General features: G+C 73.1%; 18 protein-coding genes and 1 pseudogene. 15 read left to right on the plus strand and 4 right to left on the minus strand.

Features of this window, described 5'->3' with window-relative positions:
* The first annotated feature begins 144 nt into the window (after positions 1–144).
* A complete protein-coding gene (locus HB370_RS27660; RefSeq protein ID WP_030791816.1) occupies positions 145–1,122 on the plus strand; it encodes a WYL domain-containing protein in 978 nt (325 codons plus the stop codon).
* Between the two features lie 23 nt (positions 1,123–1,145).
* On the opposite strand, the gene HB370_RS27665 is transcribed toward HB370_RS27660, so the two are convergent.
* Positions 1,146–1,772: a TetR family transcriptional regulator gene (locus tag HB370_RS27665; protein WP_030791819.1), complete on the minus strand. Its 627-nt coding sequence runs from the start codon at positions 1,770–1,772 to the stop codon at positions 1,146–1,148.
* 145 nt (positions 1,773–1,917) lie between these two features.
* Between HB370_RS27665 and HB370_RS27670 the strand changes: the two genes are divergently transcribed.
* The 3 genes from HB370_RS27670 (at position 1,918) to HB370_RS27680 (ending at position 3,716) form a co-directional block, all read left to right on the plus strand.
* Complete coding sequence (locus HB370_RS27670; RefSeq protein WP_030614499.1) at positions 1,918–2,082, plus strand: hypothetical protein; 165 nt, start codon at positions 1,918–1,920, stop codon at positions 2,080–2,082.
* Positions 2,083–2,138: 56 nt separating this feature from the next.
* Positions 2,139–2,420 carry a hypothetical protein gene (locus HB370_RS27675; RefSeq protein WP_030791822.1) on the plus strand — a complete coding sequence of 94 codons (282 nt, stop codon included), beginning with the start codon at positions 2,139–2,141 and terminating at the stop codon, positions 2,418–2,420.
* A 126-nt stretch (positions 2,421–2,546) separates the two neighbouring features.
* On the plus strand, positions 2,547–3,716 hold the full coding sequence (locus HB370_RS27680) for a cysteine desulfurase family protein (protein WP_030791825.1): 1,170 nt from the start codon (positions 2,547–2,549) through the stop codon (positions 3,714–3,716).
* 46 nt (positions 3,717–3,762) lie between these two features.
* Here the strand turns inward: HB370_RS27680 and HB370_RS27685 are convergent, their stop codons facing one another.
* Positions 3,763–4,467, minus strand: a complete 705-nt coding sequence (locus HB370_RS27685; RefSeq protein WP_051816126.1) for an N-acetylmuramoyl-L-alanine amidase — start codon at positions 4,465–4,467, stop codon at positions 3,763–3,765.
* An 82-nt stretch (positions 4,468–4,549) separates the two neighbouring features.
* Between HB370_RS27685 and mnmA the strand changes: the two genes are divergently transcribed.
* Positions 4,550–5,683, plus strand: coding sequence for a tRNA 2-thiouridine(34) synthase MnmA (gene mnmA / locus HB370_RS27690; protein WP_030791832.1), 1,134 nt, complete (start codon positions 4,550–4,552; stop codon positions 5,681–5,683).
* A 33-nt stretch (positions 5,684–5,716) separates the two neighbouring features.
* On the opposite strand, the gene HB370_RS27695 is transcribed toward mnmA, so the two are convergent.
* Together HB370_RS27695 and HB370_RS27700 are read right to left on the minus strand one after the other, a co-directional pair.
* Positions 5,717–6,499: an alpha/beta hydrolase gene (locus HB370_RS27695; RefSeq protein ID WP_030791835.1), complete on the minus strand. Its 783-nt coding sequence runs from the start codon at positions 6,497–6,499 to the stop codon at positions 5,717–5,719.
* A gap of 63 nt (positions 6,500–6,562) precedes the next feature.
* Positions 6,563–6,886, minus strand: coding sequence for a DUF427 domain-containing protein (locus HB370_RS27700; protein WP_030791837.1), 324 nt, complete (start codon positions 6,884–6,886; stop codon positions 6,563–6,565).
* Positions 6,887–6,963: 77 nt separating this feature from the next.
* On the opposite strand from HB370_RS27700, the gene HB370_RS27705 reads away from it, so the two are divergent.
* From HB370_RS27705 to gatB, 10 genes and pseudogenes are all read left to right on the plus strand, one after another.
* Positions 6,964–7,503 (plus strand): TIGR00730 family Rossman fold protein, encoded by a 540-nt coding sequence (locus HB370_RS27705; RefSeq protein ID WP_030791840.1) that lies wholly within the window; start codon positions 6,964–6,966, stop codon positions 7,501–7,503.
* A 7-nt stretch (positions 7,504–7,510) separates the two neighbouring features.
* A complete protein-coding gene (locus HB370_RS27710; protein ID WP_030791843.1) occupies positions 7,511–8,209 on the plus strand; it encodes an SDR family oxidoreductase in 699 nt (232 codons plus the stop codon).
* Positions 8,210–8,282: 73 nt separating this feature from the next.
* Positions 8,283–9,290 carry a methionine synthase gene (locus HB370_RS27715; protein ID WP_167513039.1) on the plus strand — a complete coding sequence of 336 codons (1,008 nt, stop codon included), beginning with the start codon at positions 8,283–8,285 and terminating at the stop codon, positions 9,288–9,290.
* 14 nt (positions 9,291–9,304) lie between these two features.
* Positions 9,305–11,500, plus strand: a complete 2,196-nt coding sequence (gene ligA, locus HB370_RS27720; protein ID WP_030793181.1) for an NAD-dependent DNA ligase LigA — start codon at positions 9,305–9,307, stop codon at positions 11,498–11,500.
* A 259-nt stretch (positions 11,501–11,759) separates the two neighbouring features.
* Positions 11,760–14,015, plus strand: coding sequence for a bifunctional diguanylate cyclase/phosphodiesterase (locus HB370_RS27725; RefSeq protein ID WP_030793178.1), 2,256 nt, complete (start codon positions 11,760–11,762; stop codon positions 14,013–14,015).
* 126 nt (positions 14,016–14,141) lie between these two features.
* Positions 14,142–14,674 (plus strand): annotated as a pseudogene (locus HB370_RS27730) (cupin domain-containing protein).
* A 93-nt stretch (positions 14,675–14,767) separates the two neighbouring features.
* Positions 14,768–15,064 carry an Asp-tRNA(Asn)/Glu-tRNA(Gln) amidotransferase subunit GatC gene (gatC, locus tag HB370_RS27735; protein ID WP_004925108.1) on the plus strand — a complete coding sequence of 99 codons (297 nt, stop codon included), beginning with the start codon at positions 14,768–14,770 and terminating at the stop codon, positions 15,062–15,064.
* 5 nt (positions 15,065–15,069) lie between these two features.
* Positions 15,070–16,569: an Asp-tRNA(Asn)/Glu-tRNA(Gln) amidotransferase subunit GatA gene (gatA, locus tag HB370_RS27740; protein ID WP_030793172.1), complete on the plus strand. Its 1,500-nt coding sequence runs from the start codon at positions 15,070–15,072 to the stop codon at positions 16,567–16,569.
* Positions 16,566–16,805 carry a hypothetical protein gene (locus tag HB370_RS27745; RefSeq protein WP_030614455.1) on the plus strand — a complete coding sequence of 80 codons (240 nt, stop codon included), beginning with the start codon at positions 16,566–16,568 and terminating at the stop codon, positions 16,803–16,805. The genes gatA and HB370_RS27745 overlap by 4 nt, the downstream gene beginning before the upstream one ends.
* 16 nt (positions 16,806–16,821) lie before the next feature.
* Positions 16,822–18,336 carry an Asp-tRNA(Asn)/Glu-tRNA(Gln) amidotransferase subunit GatB gene (gatB, locus tag HB370_RS27750; RefSeq protein WP_030793169.1) on the plus strand — a complete coding sequence of 505 codons (1,515 nt, stop codon included), beginning with the start codon at positions 16,822–16,824 and terminating at the stop codon, positions 18,334–18,336.
* Positions 18,337–18,353: the final 17 nt, after the last annotated feature.

The raw sequence follows: 18,353 nt of genomic DNA on the forward strand, positions 1-18,353 counted from the left end.
GGGTGGCGGGCGCCCTCGGTGGCGGTGCGGGCGCCTGCGCGCCGGGTCCGCCGCACCGGGACGGCTCGGGAGTACGTTCCCGCCGAAACCTGACATCCGCCGTCAGGTTTGCCACGGTCACCCGCCCGGCGGGACCCTGGCGCGGTGAAGTCCGACCGGCTGTTGTCGATCCTGCTGCTCCTGCAGACCCGGGGCCGGGTGCCCGCGCCCGAACTCGCCGAGCGGCTGGAGGTGTCGGTCCGCACCATCTACCGGGACGTCGAGGCGCTGTCCGCCGCCGGGGTCCCGGTCTACGCCGAGCGCGGCCGGCACGGCGGCATCGGCCTCCTCGCCGGCTTCCGCACCGACGTCACCGGGCTGACCGCCGACGAGTCCCGGGCCCTGTTCGTGCTGGCCGCCCAGGGCGCGCACGCCGCGCTCGGCCTGGACGCGGCCCTCGCCTCGGCCCTGCGCAAGGTCATGGCCGCGCTGCCCGCGCCGCACCGCCCCGCCGCCGAGGTGACCAGCCGCCGGGTCCTGGTCGACGCCACCCGCTGGAAGAGCGGCCCGGAGCAGGCCGCCGACCTCGCGGTGCTCCAGGACGCGGTCTTCTGCGACCGGCGGCTGAGGCTGAGCTACCGGCACAGCGGGGAGCGGGAGGCACGGACGTACACCGTCGATCCGTACGGCCTCGTGGCCAAGGCCGGGGTCTGGTACCTGGTCGCCGACCGGCGCGGCCGGCCCCGGCTGTTCCGTGCCGACCGGGTGCGCCGGGCGCGGCTGCTGGACGAGCCCGTACGACGCCGGCCCGGCGTGGAACTCGCCGATGCCTGGGAGGAGTTGCGGCGGCGGGTGGAGGAGCGGGAGGGCGGGGTCGAGGTCACCGTGCGGGTCCGGCGCGAGGTGGCCGACATGTTCCGCCGGATGGCCGCCGCCCAGCTGACGGCGGAGCCCGAGGACGACGGCGAGAGCCCGTGGGTCACCGCGCGGCTGACCTACCCGGTGCTCCGGGCGGTACGCCAACTCCTCGCGTTCTCCGACCGGGTGGAGCTCCTGGACCCGCCCGAGGCGCGCGCGGAACTGGTGGCGGGGGCGCGTTCGGTGCTGGCGCTGTACGGGGAGGCGGGGACGGGGGAGGGCTGAAGAAGTGTGGTGCGTGCGGTGGTTCAGTCCAGCCAGTGGGTGCGGCCGAGGGTGATGAGCCGCAGCTGGCGGGTGGCGAGCCGGGTCACCCGCTCCCGCTCGTCCTCGGGGGCCTCCAGCGCCTCCAGGAACAGCGAGGCGGTGATGAGCATCTGGTCGACGTAGAGGTGCGCGAGCATCAGCAGGTCGTCCTCGCTCCAGCCCTCCGCCTCCCGGTCCTTGGCCAGCTCGGCCCGCACCTCCTCGGCGAACCGGTGCAGCTGGGCCCGGATGGCCTCCCGCACGATCTGCACGCCCCCGTGCCGTTCCCGGGCGATGAACCTCACGTGTGCGGGGTACTCGGCCACATGACGGGCGATCAGTTCGACGGCGCGCGCGATGCGTTCCTCGCTGTCTCCCGTGGTGGACACCGTCGTCCGCACCATCGGATGCAGGCTGCCCAGCGCCTCGTCGACCAGGGCCACCCCGAGGTCGGCGGTCGAGCGGAAGTGCCGGTAGAAGGCGGTCGGGGCGACCCCGACGGCCCGGGTGACCTCGCGCAGGCCCAGGCTGCTCAGGCTCTGCTCCTCCAGCAGGGCGAGCGCCGCGTCGAGGAACGCCTGCCGGGTCTTCTGCTTCTGGGCCTGCCGGATGCCGAGGGTGTGACTCATGTCATCCAGTTAACAACTGTTCTCCGGAATTGGAAAGCCGAGAGAAGCGCTAGACTCGAAGTCAGTGAACAACTGTTACTACAACTGTTCACCCAAACTTCACACCGGCCGAACACGAGGCAAACCGGAGGGGGGATTCGATCCCATGCTGTTCCTCGTCGCCGCGCTCATGCTGCTCGGAGTGGTGCTGGGCACCGTGGCCCACGCGCCGCTGACCGTCAGCGCCGTCCTGGCCGCCGTCATCGCCGTCTGGCTCGGCGTCTTCGCGCTCCGCGAGCGCCACGGCCGCCGCCGCACGTCGTCCGACTGACCACCGCGCGACGTCGTCCGACCGACCGCCGCGCAGTTTTCCGGGAGCTGAGCACCATGCACCTCACCGCACCGGCCGGCACCGGCCGCACCGGCACGCGTCCGCGCACCCGGGACGCCGACGGCATGGCCGTCGCGTCCTTCATCCTCGGCCTCCTCGGCCTGCTCGTCCTCAACCTCGTCCTCGGCCCGATCGCCATCGTCCTCGCCGTGGCCGCCCTCTGGCGCGGCACGGCCCGCCGCGGCCGCGCCTGCCTGGGCCTCGCCCTGGGCGTCGCCGACCTGGTGGTCCTGGTCGCGTCGATGGAGGTCACGGGGACGGTGTCCTGGAGCCTGTGAGGAGCGGGACCCGTTTTCCGCCGGGCGGGCCGCGACGGGTCCGCGCGCGCCGCAGCGGGCCGCGTTCCGGCCAACCCCCCTCGCGGCCCGGCCCGGCCGCGGGGGAGCCGTAGAATCGGGCTCACCATGGCTTACCTCGACCACGCCGCGACCACCCCGATGCTCCCGGAGGCGGCAGAGGCGCTCACCGCCCAGCTGAGCATCACGGGCAACGCCTCCTCCCTCCACGCGTCCGGCAGGCAAGCCCGCCGCACGGTCGAGGAAGCCCGCGAAACCCTCGCGGAAGCGCTCGGCGCCCGCCCCAGCGAGGTCGTGTTCACCTCGGGCGGCACCGAGGCCGACAACCTCGCCGTCAAGGGCCTGTACTGGTCCCGCGTCGCCGCCGACCCCGCCCGCACCCGCGTCCTCGCCAGCCCCGTCGAGCACCACGCCGTCCTCGACGCCGTGCACTGGCTCGGCGAGCACGAGGGCGCCACCGTCGAGTACCTCCCCGTCGACGCCTACGGCCGCGTCCACCCCGAGGCGCTGCGCGAGGCCATCGCCCGCGACCCCGGCGATGTCGCCCTGGCCACCGTGATGTGGGCCAACAACGAGATCGGCACCCTCATGCCGGTCCGCGAACTCGCCGACGTCGCCGCCGAGTTCGGCGTCCCGCTGCACGCCGACGCGGTCCAGGCCTTCGGGCAGGTCCCCGTCGACTTCGCCGCCTCCGGCCTCGCCGCCATGACCGTCTCCGGCCACAAGATCGGCGGCCCGTACGGCATCGGCGCCCTGCTCCTGGGCCGCGAGTACACCCCCGTACCCGTCCTGCACGGCGGCGGCCAGGAACGGCACGTCCGCTCCGGCACCCTCGACGTACCCGCCGTCGCCTCCTTCGCCGTCGCCGGGCGGCTCGCCGCCGAGCGTCGGGAGCGGTTCGCGCGGGAGGTCGGCGGCCTGCGCGACCGGCTGGTCGACGCCGTGCGCGGCGCCGTACCGGACGCGATCCTCGGCGGCGACCCGGCACCCGGGGGCCGGCTCCCCGCCAACGCCCACTTCACCTTCCCCGGCTGCGAGGGCGACTCCCTGCTGCTCCTGCTGGACGCCCAGGGCATCGAGTGCTCCACCGGCTCCGCCTGCACCGCGGGCGTCGCCCAGCCCAGCCATGTCCTCCTCGCCACCGGCACCGACCCGGACCTGGCCCGCGGCACCCTGCGCTTCTCCCTCGGCCACACCTCCACGGAGGCGGACGTCGAGGCGGTGGCGAAGGCGATCGGCCCGGCGGTGGAACGCGCCCGCGCGGCCGGGCTCACCTAGGCCGCCCGCACGGCCGGCCTCACCTGGCCCGCCCGCGCGGCCGGGCTCACCTGGCCGGCGGGGTCTTGGCGCGCTCGGCGCCGACCAGGCGTATGTACCGCTCCCAGTCCCACAGCCGCCCCGGGTCCGTGTGGTCCGTGCCCGGCACCTGGGCGTGCCCGATGATGTGCTCCCGGTCCACGGGGATGCCGTACCGCCCGCATATCGCGGCCGCGAGCCGGGCCGAGGCCGCGTACAGGGCGTCCGTGAAGGACGCCGGGTCCTCCACGAAGCCCTCGTGCTCGATGCCGACACTGCGTTCGTTGTACTCCCGGTTGCCCGCGTGGAAGGCCACGTCCAGCTCGCGGACCAGCTGGGTGATCCGCCCGTCGCGGCGCACGATGTAGTGCGCCGCCGCGCCGTGCCCGGGGTCCTTGAAGGCCCGCACCGCCGACGCGTACCCGCCCTGGGTGACATGGACGACCACCCGGTCCACCGGGTAGTCGGCCGGCCGGTCCGCCCGCCGGTAGTTCGCCGCCGAGGCCGCCACCCAGCGCGCGCCCCGGAAGTCCACCGCGCCCGCCTCTCGCGGCTTGTCCACCCCGGGCAGCCGCCACCACGAACGGGACAGCTCCTCACGGGCCAGCAGCGCCGTCCCCACGGCCGCCGCGATCCCGCCGACCAGCAGGGCCCGCCGCCCCAGCCGCCGGTCCCCGTCGCCCGCCGGCGGCCCGGTGCCCGCCCCCGCCGCCGAATCCGAAGTCGCCCCCATGTGACCGTCAACGGACGGCCGGCCGGCCGGGTTCCCGCGCCCCCGTACGCTGGTTCCCGCGCCCCCGTACCCTGGAAGGGTTATGACTGACACCCCGCAGCGCACCCGCCCCCTCCGCGTCCTCGCCGCCATGTCCGGCGGCGTGGACTCCGCCGTCGCCGCCGCGCGTGCCGCGGAGGCCGGCCACGACGTCACCGGCGTCCACCTCGCGCTCTCCGCGAACCCGCAGTCCTTCCGAACCGGTGCGCGGGGCTGTTGCACCATCGAGGACTCGCGCGACGCCCGCCGCGCGGCCGACGTCATCGGCATCCCCTTCTACGTCTGGGACCTCGCCGACCGCTTCCGCGAGGACGTCGTGGAGGACTTCGTCGCCGAGTACGAGGCCGGCCGCACCCCGAACCCGTGCCTGCGCTGCAACGAGAAGATCAAGTTCGCGGCGCTGCTGGACAAGGCGCTGGCCCTCGGCTTCGACGCCGTGTGCACCGGCCACTACGCCAAGGTGATCGTGAAGGAGGACGGCTCCCGCGAGCTGCACCGCGCCTCCGACATGGCCAAGGACCAGTCGTACGTCCTCGGCGTGCTGGACGACAAGCAGCTCGCGCACGCGATGTTCCCGCTCGGCGACACGGTCACCACCAAGGAGGAGATCCGCGCGGAGGCCGAGCGCCGGGGCCTGGCCGTGGCCAAGAAGCCCGACTCGCACGACATCTGCTTCATCGCCGACGGCGACACCCAGGGCTTCCTGGCCCGCCGCCTCGGCAAGGCCGAGGGCGACATCGTGGACGAGTCCGGCAGCAAGCTGGGCACCCACGAGGGCGCGTACGGCTTCACCATCGGCCAGCGCAAGGGCCTCCGGATCGGCACCCCGGCCCCGGACGGCAAGCCGCGCTACGTCCTGGACATCTCCCCGGTCACCAACACGGTCACCGTCGGCCCGGCCGAGGCCCTGGACGTCACCGCCCTCACCGCGATCCGGCCCCGCTGGTGCGGCACCGCCCCCACCGGTCCCGGCACCTACACCGCCCAGCTGCGCGCGCACGGCGGCGAGACCGAGGTCACCGCCGAACTCGTGGCCGGCGAGCTGCGCGTCACCTTCACCGAGCCGGTCCGCGGCGTCGCCCCCGGCCAGGCGATCGTGCTCTACGACGGCACGCGCGTGGTGGGCTCGGCGACGATCGCGTCCACCACGCGCGCGACGGCGGCGACGGCGGTCTGAGCCACCCGGGTTGCCCCGTCCTTCCCGGCGGGGCTACCCCGCGAAGAACTCCGCCAGCACCGGCCCCAGCACATCCGGCTCCACCATGTGGGTCTGGCGCGGCAGGACGCGGTACGTGCCCCGGGGCACCGCCTCCGCGACCGCCTGGCCGGCCCGGTGCATCCACTCCGGGCTCGCGCCGCCCACGAGCGCGAGGACGGGTACGGGGATCCGGGCGAGCAGGTCCCGGGGCAGCAGGCCGTCGGCCATCACCGCGTCGTCGTGGGCGAGGCTCGGCGCGAGGGTTTCCATGCCGGCCCACATCGGGGACTGGCGGGCGCGCTGGATCACCTCCTCGCCGAGGCCCGTCTGGCGCAGGAACAGCTCCACCGCGTCCCCGCGCCGGCCCTCGGCCAGCGCCTCGGTCAGCCGCTCCTTGTAGGCCGCCTCGCGCGCGGCGCCGTCCGCCAGATGGTCGGCGTACGGCACCTCGTACACCGCCGCCCGGGTCGCCGGCACCCCCTCCGCCGCCGCGCGCAGCACCAGCGCGCCGCCCGAGGAGACCCCGAACAGTGCCGCGTCGCCGCCCACGGCGTCGACCAGCGCGGCCAGGTCCTCGACCTCGCGGTCGACCGCGTACGGCGCCGTGCCGCCGCTCTCGCCGCGGCCCCGGCGGTCGTAGACGACGGCCGTGCAGCGCTCCGCGAGACGCTCGGCCAGGGGCAGCACGGTGCCGCCGGTGGACATCGCGCCGCTCACCAGGATCACCGTCGGCCCGTGGCCTCTCACGTGGTACGCGAGAGAGGTGCCGTCGCGGGAAGTCGTCTTCTTGTCCATGGCCGTGCAGACTGCCGCACGGCACGGCGCTCATCGGTCACGACACGGCGGTGCCGGGGGTGGTCATGCGACCTCGGTGTCGTAGAAGCAGTAGTGGTCCTTGATCTCCGCCACCCCGTCCTTGGGGTCCGGATACGCCCAGACGAGGTCCGGTGCGTCCGGCAGCGACCAGTAGGACGCCGTGCCCTTGTAGGGGCAGACGGTGTGCGTGTCGGAGGGGGTCAGCAGATCGAGGCGTACGTCCTCGGCGGGGATGTAGTACCGCACCGGACAGCCCGTCTCGCGCAGTTCCAGCGGACGGTCGGTCTCCGCCAGCACCCGGCCGTCGTGCACCGCGCGCACGTGCCGCCCGCTCTTGTGGATCGTGATCGTGTGTCCATCGGTCATACCGGAACAGCACCGGACGGACCGCGCTTCTTCCCGCGCTTTCCCCCGCGCGGCGCGGGCACCGTACGGTATAGGCCATGAACATCTGCGTCTTCCTGTCCGCCGCCGACCTCGACGAGCGGTACACGCGCCCCGCGCGCGAGTTCGCGGAACTGCTCGGCAAGGCCGGTCACACCCTGGTCTGGGGCGGTTCCGACGTTGGTCTGATGAAGGTGGTCGCCGACGGTGTGCAGGAGGCGGGCGGCCGGCTGCTCGGCGTCTCCGTGGAGTTCCTGGCGAACAAGGCGCGGCCCGGCGCCGACGAGATGATCATCGCGGCCGACCTCGCCGAACGCAAGAAGCTGCTGCTGGAGAAGGCCGACGCCGTGGTGATCATGGTGGGCGGCACCGGCACCCTGGACGAGGCCACCGAGATCCTGGAGCTGAAGAAGCACGGCCGCACCGACAAGCCGGTCGTGCTGCTCAACACCGCCGGTTTCTACGACGGCCTGCGCGAGCAGTTCCGCCGCATGGAGGCCGAGGGCTTCCTGCCCCGCCCGCTGGCCGAGCTGGTCTTCTTCGCCGACGAGCCCGCCGGGGCCCTGGCCTACCTCGAGGAGCAGCTCGCCGGGCACTGATGCGAGCATGGGCCCCATGGCTACACATGTGATCACCGGGGCCGGTTCCGGCATCGGCGCGGCCGTGGCCCGCCGGCTGCACGCGCGCGGGGACGAACTCGTGCTGCACGCGCGCGACGCGGCCCGCGCCAAGGAGCTGGCGGCCGCCTTCCCCGGCGCCCGCACCCTGGTCGGCGACCTCGCGGACCCGGACAGGCTCTCCTGGGCGTTCTCCCACCAGTCGCTCCCGGACCGGGTGGACTCCCTCATGCACATCGCCGGGGTAGTCGAGCTGGGCGCGGTCGGCGACCTCACCCCGAAGTCCTGGCACCACCAGCTGAACGTCAACCTGATCGCCCCGGCCGAGCTGACCCGGCACTTCCTGCCGCAGCTGCGGGCGGCCCGCGGCCACGTGATCTTCGTCAACTCCGGGGCCGGGCTGAACGCCAGTGCCGGCTGGTCCGGGTACGCCGCCTCCAAGCACGGCCTGAAGGCCCTCGCCGACGCCCTGCGCCAGGAGGAGCACGCGGGCGGCGTCCGCGTCACCTCGGTCTACCCCGGCCGCACCGCCAGCCCGATGCAGGCCAAGGTGCACCAGCAGGAGGGCAAGGAGTACGACCCGGGGAAGTGGATCGACCCCGAGTCGGTCGCCACGACGATCCTGATGGCCCTGGACCTGCCGCGGGACGCCGAGGTCCACGACCTGTCGGTGCGCCCGGGCCGCTGATCCGGGGTCCGGGCCGCTGACCCGGGTCCCGGGCCCGTACCGCTCGGCGCGCCGGGTTCCGTAGGCTTCCCTGGTGAGCGAAAACAGCCAGTTCAGGTTCCCGGGAGCCACCGGCGTCGGCTCCCTGCCCGGCACCGACGCGCGGGAGGCCGCCAAGACCGTCACCGGCAGCTTCGAGGACTTTCCGTTCCTCGCCGAGCTGCCCGCGCGCGGTCCCGGCGCCGACATGATCGGCCGGACCGCCGGGATGCTGGTCGAGCTGTACGCGCGCGTGGAGCCCAGCGGCTGGCGGATCGGGGACCGGCCGGGCCGGGACACCAGGCGGGCGCGGTCCTGGCTGGTGGAGGACCTGGACGCCCTGGAGGAGTTCACCCAGGGCTACGAGGGCGATCTGAAGGTGCAGGCCGTCGGGCCGTGGACGCTGGCCGCCGCGCTGGAGCTGAGGAACGGCGAGGCCGCCCTGTCGGACGCCGGTGCCTGCCGGGACCTCGCCGCCTCGCTCGCCGAGGGGCTGCGGCTGCACCTGGCCGAGGTGCGGCGGCGGGTCCCGGGCGCCCGGTTCGTCCTCCAGCTCGACGAGCCCTCCCTGACCGCCGTGCTGCGCGGGCAGGTCCGCACCGCCAGCGGCTACCGCACCCACCGCGCCGTGGACCGGCAGGTCGTGGAGGCCACGCTGCGGGACGTCGTCGCGGCGGCCGGCGGCGGGCCGGTGACCGTGCACTCCTGTGCCCCGGACGTGCCGTTCGCGCTGCTGCGGCGGGCCGGCGCGGCGGCCGTCTCCTTCGACTTCGCGCTGCTCACCGAGCGTGACGACGATCTGATCGGCGAGGCCGTCGAGGCGGGTACCCGGCTGTTCGCCGGTGTCGTGCCGGGCACGGACGGCCCGTTGTCAGACCCTGCCGGTAGCGTCATGGGTGTCAGGACGCTGTGGCGCAGGCTGGGGCTGCATCCGGGGTTGCTCGCGGAGGCGGTCACGGTGACCCCGGCGTGCGGTCTGGCGGGGGCGTCCCCCGCCTACGCGCGCCGGGCGCTCGCCCACTGCGTCCGGGCGGCGAGATCCCTCGCGGACAACCCTGAGTAACGGAGGACAACACGGTGGCCGGCGACAAGCAAGCGGAGACGACAGCGGTGCCCGCCGAGGCCCGCGAGACCCACGCGCGCCTGGCGGAGCAGATCGAGGAGCACCGCTTCCGGTACTACGTGAAGGACGCTCCCGTCGTCAGCGACGCGGAGTTCGACCGGCTCCTGAAGTCCCTGGAGGAGCTCGAGGAGCGCTATCCGGAGCTGCGCACCCCGGACTCGCCCACCCAGAAGGTCGCGGGGTCCTACGAGACGGAGTTCACCGCCGTCGAGCACCGCCAGCGGATGCTGTCGCTGGACAACACGTTCAACGACGAGGAGCTGGCCGCCTGGGCCGACCGCATCGCGCGGGAACTGGGCGACCAGACGTACCACTTCCTGTGCGAGCTGAAGGTGGACGGCCTCGCGGTCAACCTCACCTACGAGAAGGGCCGGCTGACCCGCGCGGCCACCCGCGGCGACGGCCGCACCGGCGAGGACATCACGCCGAACGTGCGCACCATCGCGGAGATCCCCGACCGCCTGGGCGGCGAGGAGGTGCCCGACCTGGTGGAGATCCGCGGCGAGGTCTACTTCCCGATGGAGAAGTTCCTCGAGCTGAACGAACGCCTGGTCGCGGCCGGTGACAAGCCGTTCGCCAACCCCCGCAACGCCGCCGCCGGTTCGCTGCGCCAGAAGGACCCGAGAGTCACCGCGACCCGCCCGCTGCACATGGTGGTGCACGGCATCGGCGCCCTGGAGGGCTTCACCGGCCTGACCCGGCTCTCCCAGGCGTACGACCTGCTGAAGACCTGGGGCCTGCCCACCTCCCCGCACAACCGCGTGGTCGACGGCCTGGACGGGGTGCGCGAGTTCATCGCGCACTACGGCGAGAACCGGCACTCCGTCGAGCACGAGATCGACGGTGTCGTGGTCAAGCTGGACGAGATCCGCCTCCAGGGGCGGCTCGGCTCCACCGCGCGGGCGCCGCGCTGGGCGATCGCCTACAAGTACGCGCCGGAGGAGGTCAACACCAAGCTGGTCGACATCAAGGTGGGCGTCGGCCGCACCGGCCGGGTCACGCCGTACGCCCAGGTGGAGCCGGTCACGGTCGCGGGCAGCGAGGTGGAGTTCGCCACCCTGCACAACCAGGAGGTCGTCAAGGCCAAGGGCGTCCTCATCGGGGACACCGTCGTGCTGCGCAAGGCCGGTGACGTCATCCCGGAGATCCTCGGCCCGGTGGTGGACCTGCGGGACGGCGGCGAGCGGGAGTTCGTGATGCCGGCCACGTGCCCGGAGTGCGGCACGCCGCTGCGGCCGATGAAGGAGGGCGACGTCGACCTGCGCTGCCCGAACGCCCGTACCTGCCCGGCCCAGTTGCGCGAGCGGGTGTCGTATCTGGCGGGCCGCGAGTGCCTGGACATCGAGCACTTCGGCGCGGTGGCCGCCGCCGCGCTGACCCGGCCGCTGGAGCCGGCCGACCCGCCGCTGGTGGACGAGGGCGACCTGTTCGACCTGACGGTGGAGAAGCTGCTGCCCATCAAGGCCCATGTGCTGGACCCGGACAGCGGACTGCCCAAGCACGACCCCAAGACCGGTGAGGCGAAGGTCGTGACGGTCTTCGCCAACCAGAAGGGCGAGCCGAAGAAGAACACCCTCGCCCTGCTCGCGAACATCGAGGCGGCCAAGTCCCGTCCGCTGGCCCGCTTCCTGAACGGGCTGTCCATCCGGCACGTGGGGCCGGTCGCCGCGCAGGCCCTGGCGCGCGAGTTCCGCTCCATCGACCGCATCGAGCAGGCGACCGAGGAGGAGCTGGCGGCCACCGACGGCGTCGGCCCGATCATCGCCGCCGCGCTCAAGGAGTGGTTCGCCGAGGACTGGCACCGCGAGATCGTCCGCAAGTGGAAGGCCGCCGGGGTGCCCCTGGAGGACGAGGCGTCCGGCGAGGACGAGGGGCCGCGCCCGCTGGAGGGGCTCACGGTCGTCGTCACCGGCACGCTGGAGAACTACACCCGGGACGGCGCCAAGGAGGCACTGCAGACCCGGGGCGCCAAGGTGACCGGTTCCGTTTCGAAAAAGACATCTTTCGTCGTTGTGGGTGACAACCCTGGATCGAAATATGACAAGGCCATGCAGCTGAAGGTGCCTGTTCTGAACGAGGACGGTTTCGACGTCCTGTTGGAGCAGGGCCCCGAAGCGGCGGCCGAAGTCGCGCTTCCGACCGAGGAGTAGCGGTTGAAGGCCACCCGATCGGCGCATATCAGTTGCATACGGGTGGCCCGGGCGCATTCGGGCAACCGTCGGAGACCGCTGCCCGTGGATGCCTTCCGCGGCCTACTGTTGAGGTGTGCGCCTGCCGTGCCCAGCTGCGGCTGGGGCATCTCCGTGCCCTCGACAGGCCCGGGGAGGGTTTCTTCGACGCGGAGCCGCTGATGGTTGTCGGGCATCGGGCCGCGTGGCGTGGGCACCGCCGGCTGTGAGAGGGACGGGAATGGAACCGACCGAGAGCGCCGCCCCCAACGCACGGCTGCGCCCGCGCCGCCGTGCGGGGGCCTGGCGCGAGAACCGGTGGACCGGGTGGGCCGAGGGCCGTACGGGAGTGCGGCCGCGCCCCGTCACCCCGCGCGCCGCCGGCCCGTGCGCGCCCCCCGAGCCCGCCGCCCCCCTGTCGCCGGCCGCCGACCCCGTCCCCGGTCTGGCCGGCGCCGACACCGAACGGCATCCGTCCTGGCCGGCGCTGCCCGCCGCCGTCGTCGCCGCCGCGGGTTTCACCCTGGGCGCCGGGTTCTACCGCGCCTGCGTCGGCGGGCACGCCCTCTTCCCGAACGGCACGGTCGGCTGGGCGCTGGCCCTGCTCACCGGCGTCATCGTCGGCCACCTCGTCATGCTGGGCCGCGCCCGCTGGTGGGGCGGCACCGGCTCGGGCGCCGCCCTCACCCTCGCCGTCCTGCTGCTGTACGGCTGGGTGCCCGCCGGACTGGTCAGCCTCACCGTCGTCGTCCTGGTCGGCATCGCCCGCCGGCACCGCTGGCGCCAAGGCGTGCTGCACGGCGCGGTGGACATCCTCGGCATCGGCGTCGGCGCCCTGCTGCTCGGCGCGTTCGGCCGGGTCCCGAGCGTCGAGGCCCCCTGGCGGCCCGACAACTGGAGCATCGCCACCGCCCCCGAGGTCGTCCTGGTGGCGGTCGCCTACCTCGCGGTCAGCCGCGGCCTGCTGTGGTACCTGAACGCCCCGCGCGACGGCGGGCTGCCCACCATCGCCCGCACCGCCCTGGTCAGACAGGGCCTGGTCGCCGTCGCGCTGCTCGGCATCGCGCCGCTGCTGTGCGTCGTCGCCGACGCCGAGCCGATCCTGCTGCCGCTCTTCGCCATTCCGCTCATCGCCCTGGACTCCACGCTGTGGATGGCCCGCGCCCGCGCCGAGGAGCAGCTGCGCGACCCGCTGACCGGGCTGCCCAACCGGCAGTGGCTGCTGGAGCGCATCTGGACCGCGCTGGACGACGCCGACCGCATCGGCGCGCGCGCCGCGCTCATGCTGATCGACCTCGACCGCTTCCGCTCGGTGAACGACACCCTCGGTCATCTGGCCGGTGACCGGCTGCTGCTCCAGATCGCCGACCGGCTGCGGCTCGCGCTGCCGCGCGGGGCCGAGGCCGCCCGGCTCGGCGGTGACGAGTTCGCCGTGTTACTCCCCGTCGCCGACTCCACCACGTCGGCGACGCGCGTCGCCCGCTCCCTCGTCACCGCCCTAAGCTCCCCGCTCGACCTGGACGGCCTCACCCTCGTCCTGGAGGCCAGCGCCGGAGTGGCCGTCTTCCCCGATCACGCCCTCGACGCCGAGGGGATGCTGCGCCGTGCCGACGTCGCCATGTACCAGGCGAAGCGGGACCGCACCGGCGTCGAGGTCTACGAGTCCAAGCGGGACTCCAACACCCCCGACCGCCTCGGCCTGCTCGGCGATCTGCGCCGGGCCCTCGACGCGCACGAGGTCCAGCTGCACTACCAGCCCAAGGTCCGCTTCGACGGACAGGTGGCCGGCCTGGAGGCGCTGGTCCGCTGGGTGCACCCCGAGCGCGGCAAGGTGCCGCCGGACGAGTTCATAGCGATAGCCGAGTCCTCCGGGCTGATGCCCCACCTCACCGAGTACGTCCTGGAGACCGCGCTCGGCCAGGTCGCCCGGTGGCGCGCCCAGGGCCTCAGGGTCCCGGTCGCCGTCAACGTCTCCCCGCGCGACGTCCACACGCCCGGCTTCGCCGGCTCCGTCGCCGCCCGCCTGGCCCGGCACGGGGTCCCGGCCTACGCGCTCCAGCTGGAGATCACCGAGCACGTGCTGCTGGAGGACCCGCAGCGGGCCGCCGACACCCTCGCCGGACTCACCGGGCACGGCGTGAAGATGTCCCTGGACGACTTCGGCACCGGCTATTCGTCCCTGGTGCACCTGCGGCGGCTGCCGGTCAGCGAGCTGAAGATCGACCGCTCCTTCGTGGCCCGGCTCGCCGTCGACACCGAGGACGCCGAGATCGTCCGCTGCACGGTGGACCTGGCCCATTCGCTGGGCCTGCTGGTCGTCGCCGAGGGCGTGGAGGACGACGAGACCTGGGAGCGGCTGCGGGACCTGGGCTGCGACGCGGTGCAGGGCTGGCTGGTCGCCGCGGCGATGCCGCCCGACGAGACCACGGCCTGGCTGCGGGCCCGCGGCTCCCGGGGCTGGCAGCGCCCGACCCCGGCCCTGCCAGCCGCGGAGTAGCCCTCCCTCGGGGCCCCGGCCCGTGAACGCGCGTCACCGCGGGGAACCCGTCCGGCCACCATGATCGTTGTACGGGCACCCGCGCATCGGGCCAACCGGTATCAGGCCGTTCCGAGGAGACGCGCCATGTCGCTGTTCGTGCCCAGGTTCGAGGACACCGTGCTGGTCCGGGACGCCGAGGCCGAGGTGGTCGGGGACGCCCCCGTGGCCGTACGGCTGCTGGCCGACAGCAGCGCGAGCGGCGGGACGCTGTCCACCGTGCGGGTCACCCTCGCCGAGGGAGCCGACGGCGCCCGCCCGCACGTCCACCACCGCTCGGCCGAGATGTTCTACCTGCTCGACGGCGAGGCCGAGGTCCTCTCCGGCGACGATGTCGTCATCGCCGCACGCGGCGACCTGATCATCGTCCCGCCGGACCGCCCGCACTCCCCCAAGCCCTCGGCTCCGCTCGAGCAGGGGGCACCCCCATCGCCGCCGCGCCCGGTGCCGCCGCCGACCTGCTCGTCGTCATCGCACCGGGCGTCGAGCGCTTCGAGTACTTCCGCCACCTCCAGCGCATCCGCCTGGGCGAGGCCACGCCGGAGAGCCTCCTGGAGGTCCAGGAGCTGTACGACAACCACTTCCTGAAGAGCGCGGTCTGGGACGGCCGGCACCGCTGAGGCGGGCCCCGGGGGAAACCGTTTCACGGGCACGGGGCCCGGCCCCATAGGATTGGGCCCAAACCACACACACTCACCCCAGAGGATCGCTGCATGCCTGGCATCACGCGCGAGGAGGTCGCCCACCTCGCCCGGCTGGCGCGTCTGGAGCTGAAGCCCGAAGAACTCGACCACTTCGCGGGACAGCTCGACGACATCATCGGCGCGGTCGCCCGCGTCAGCGAGGTCGCCGACCAAGACGTACCGCCGACCTCGCACCCGCTCCCGCTGACGAACGTCATGCGGCCGGACGAGGTCCGTCCCTCGCTCACCCCCGAGCAGGCGCTCTCCGGCGCCCCGGCCCAGGAGCAGCAGCGTTTCAAGGTGCCGCAGATCCTGGGGGAGGAGTGACCACCATGACGGACAGCAACATCATCAAGCTCACGGCCGCGCAGATCGCCGAGAAGATCGCCTCCGGCGAACTGACGGCGGTCCAGGTCACCGAGGCCCACCTCGCCCGGATCGAGGCCGTGGACGAGAAGGTCCACGCCTTCCTGCACGTCGACCGCGAGGGCGCCCTCGCCCAGGCCCGTGCCGTGGACGCCAAGCGCGAGCGCGGCGAGAAGCTCGGCCCGCTGGCCGGCGTCCCGCTCGCGCTCAAGGACATCTTCACCACCGAGGGCGTGCCCACGACCGTCGGCTCGAAGATCCTCGAAGGCTGGATCCCGCCGTACGACGCGACGCTCACCAAGCGGCTGAAGGCCGCCGACGTCGTCATCCTCGGCAAGACCAACATGGACGAGTTCGCCATGGGGTCCTCCACCGAGAACAGCGCCTACGGCCCGACCGGCAACCCCTGGGACCTCACCAGGATCCCCGGCGGTTCCGGCGGCGGTTCCTCCGCCGCGCTCGCCGCCTACGAGGCCCCGCTCGCCATCGGCACCGACACCGGCGGCTCCATCCGCCAGCCGGCCGCCGTCACCGGCACGGTCGGCGTCAAGCCGACCTACGGCGCGGTGTCCCGGTATGGCATGGTCGCCTTCTCCTCCTCCCTCGACCAGGGCGGCCCCTGCGCCCGTACGGTCCTGGACGCGGCCCTGCTGCACGAGGTGATCGCCGGCCACGACCCGCTGGACTCCACGTCCATCGACGCCCCCGTCCCGCCGGTGGTCGAGGCCGCCCGCAACGGCAGCGTCCAGGGCATGCGCGTCGGCGTGGTCAAGCAGTTCCGCGGCGAGGGCTACCAGGCCGGCGTCATCCAGCGCTTCGACGAGTCGGTGGAGCTGCTCAGGGAGCTGGGCGCCGAGATCGTCGAGCTGGACTGCCCGTCCTTCGACCTCGCCCTGTCGGCGTACTACCTGATCGCCCCGTCCGAGTGCTCCTCCAACCTCGCCCGCTTCGACGGTCTGCGCTACGGCCTGCGGACCGGCGACGACGGCACGCACTCCGCCGAGGAGGTCACCTCCCTGACCCGCGAGGCCGGTTTCGGCCCCGAGGTCAAGCGCCGGATCATGCTGGGCACGTACGCGCTGTCGAGCGGTTACTACGACGCGTACTACGGCTCCGCGCAGAAGGTCCGCACGCTCATCACGCGGGACTTCGAGAATGCCTTCGAGCAGGTCGACGTGATCGTCTCCCCGACGACCCCGACCACCGCCTTCCCGATCGGCGAGCGCGCCGACGACCCGATGGCGATGTACCTCGCGGACCTGTGCACCATCCCGACCAACCTGGCGGGCAACGCGGCCATGTCCCTGCCCTGCGGTCTCGCCCCGGAGGACAACCTCCCGGTGGGCCTGCAGATCATCGCCCCCGCGCTGAAGGACGACCGGCTGTACAAGGTGGGCGCCGCCGTCGAGGCCGCCTTCGTGGAAAAGTGGGGTCACCCGCTGCTGGAGGAGGCACCGTCGCTGTGAGCAAGCTGTCGAAGGCCAAGGACTTCAAGAAGTCCAAGTCCGGTACGTACCTGTCCATGGCCGCCACCGCGTTCGGCGCGGTCGGCGCCGCTAAGCAGATCAAGAAGGCCCGCGCCGAGAACGACACGCTGAGGCTCGTCGACGCCGTCGTCACCGCCGCAGGCATCGTCACCGGCCTCGCCATCCTCTACCGCGAGCTGAAGCGGTTGGGCGACGACGACGTCCTGCTGGGCTGAGAGGGAAGTTTTCACCGTGACCACCACGACCGACCTGGTGTCGTACGAGGACGCGCTGGCGGCGTACGACCCCGTCATGGGCCTTGAGGTCCATGTCGAACTCGGCACCAAGACCAAGATGTTCTGCGGCTGTTCGACGGCGCTCGGCGCCGACCCGAACTCCCAGACCTGCCCCGTCTGCCTCGGCCTGCCCGGCGCGCTCCCGGTCGTCAACGCGACCGGCGTCGAGTCCGCCATCAAGATCGGTCTCGCGCTGAACTGCGAGATCGCCGAATGGTGCCGCTTCGCCCGGAAGAACTACTTCTATCCGGACATGCCGAAGAACTTCCAGACCTCCCAGTACGACGAGCCGATCGCCTTCAACGGCTACCTCGACGTGCAGCTGGAGGACGGCGAGGTCTTCCGCGTGGAGATCGAGCGCGCCCACATGGAGGAGGACACCGGCAAGTCGACGCACGTCGGCGGCGCGACCGGCCGTATCCACGGCGCGTCCCACTCCCTGCTGGACTACAACCGCGCCGGCATCCCGCTCATCGAGATCGTCACCAAGCCGATCGTGGGCGCCGGCGAGCGCGCCCCCGAGGTGGCGAAGGCGTACGTCCGCGAGCTGCGCGAGGTCATCCGCGCCCTCGGCGTGTCCGAGGCCCGCATGGAGATGGGCCAGATGCGCTGCGACGTGAACCTGTCGCTGATGCCCAAGGGCGCCGACAAGTTCGGCACGCGCTCGGAGACGAAGAACGTCAACTCCCTGCGCTCGGTCGAGCGTGCGGCCCGCTACGAGATCATGCGCCACGCGGCCGTGCTCTCCGGCGGCGGCACGATCGTCCAGGAGACCCGCCACTTCCACGAGGACACCGGGTCCACGACCTCGGGCCGAGTGAAGGAGGAGGCCGAGGACTACCGGTACTTCCCGGAGCCCGACCTGGTCCCCGTCGCGCCCTCGCGCGAGTGGGTCGAGGAGATCCGCGCGGCCCTGCCGGAACTGCCGCTGGCCCGCCGTACCCGTCTGCTGGCGGAGTGGGGCATCTCCGCCACCGACATGCAGGCCATCCTGAACGCGGGCGCGCTGGACCTGATCGTCGCCACGATCGACGCCGGTGCCGACGCGGCCGCCGCCCGCAAGTGGTGGATGGGCGAACTCGCGCGCAGCGCCAACGAGTCCGGCACGGCGCTGGACGAGCTGGCGATCACCCCGCAGCAGGTGGCCCGGGTCACCGAGCTGGTCGCCAAGGGGGACCTGAACGACAAGCTGGCCCGCCAGGTCATCGAGGGCGTTCTCGCGGGAGAGGGCACCCCGGACGAGGTGGTGGACAAGCGCGGTCTGAAGGTCGTCTCGGACGAGGGCGCGCTGACCGCCGCCGTCGAGGAGGCCATCGCCGGCAACCCGGCCATCGCGGACAAGATCCGCGGCGGCAAGGTGGCCGCGGCCGGCGCCCTGGTCGGCGCGGTCATGAAGGCCACCCGCGGCCAGGCCGACGCGGCCCGCGTCAAGGAGCTGATCCTGGAGAAGCTGGGCGTCACCGAGGGCTGACCCCACCCGCGTACGGC

It is taken from the genome of Streptomyces sp. DSM 40868 (genome assembly GCF_011820545.1).
Lineage (GTDB): Bacteria > Actinomycetota > Actinomycetes > Streptomycetales > Streptomycetaceae > Streptomyces > Streptomyces eurythermus.

What these genes read in the sequence shown, in the direction of transcription:
- HB370_RS27665 (WP_030791819.1), bottom strand. Translation starts at nt 1,772, where the DNA reads ATGAGTCACACCCTCGGCATCCGGCAGGCCCAGAAGCAGAAGACCCGG.
- HB370_RS27670 (WP_030614499.1), top strand. Translation starts at nt 1,918, where the DNA reads ATGCTGTTCCTCGTCGCCGCGCTCATGCTGCTCGGAGTGGTGCTGGGC.
- HB370_RS27675 (WP_030791822.1), top strand. Translation starts at nt 2,139, where the DNA reads ATGCACCTCACCGCACCGGCCGGCACCGGCCGCACCGGCACGCGTCCG.
- HB370_RS27680 (WP_030791825.1), top strand. Translation starts at nt 2,547, where the DNA reads ATGGCTTACCTCGACCACGCCGCGACCACCCCGATGCTCCCGGAGGCG.
- HB370_RS27685 (WP_051816126.1), bottom strand. Translation starts at nt 4,467, where the DNA reads ATGGGGGCGACTTCGGATTCGGCGGCGGGGGCGGGCACCGGGCCGCCG.
- mnmA (WP_030791832.1), top strand. Translation starts at nt 4,550, where the DNA reads ATGACTGACACCCCGCAGCGCACCCGCCCCCTCCGCGTCCTCGCCGCC.
- HB370_RS27695 (WP_030791835.1), bottom strand. Translation starts at nt 6,499, where the DNA reads ATGGACAAGAAGACGACTTCCCGCGACGGCACCTCTCTCGCGTACCAC.
- HB370_RS27700 (WP_030791837.1), bottom strand. Translation starts at nt 6,886, where the DNA reads ATGACCGATGGACACACGATCACGATCCACAAGAGCGGGCGGCACGTG.
- HB370_RS27705 (WP_030791840.1), top strand. Translation starts at nt 6,964, where the DNA reads ATGAACATCTGCGTCTTCCTGTCCGCCGCCGACCTCGACGAGCGGTAC.
- HB370_RS27710 (WP_030791843.1), top strand. Translation starts at nt 7,511, where the DNA reads ATGGGCCCCATGGCTACACATGTGATCACCGGGGCCGGTTCCGGCATC.
- HB370_RS27725 (WP_030793178.1), top strand. Translation starts at nt 11,760, where the DNA reads ATGGAACCGACCGAGAGCGCCGCCCCCAACGCACGGCTGCGCCCGCGC.
- gatC (WP_004925108.1), top strand. Translation starts at nt 14,768, where the DNA reads ATGCCTGGCATCACGCGCGAGGAGGTCGCCCACCTCGCCCGGCTGGCG.
- gatA (WP_030793172.1), top strand. Translation starts at nt 15,070, where the DNA reads ATGACGGACAGCAACATCATCAAGCTCACGGCCGCGCAGATCGCCGAG.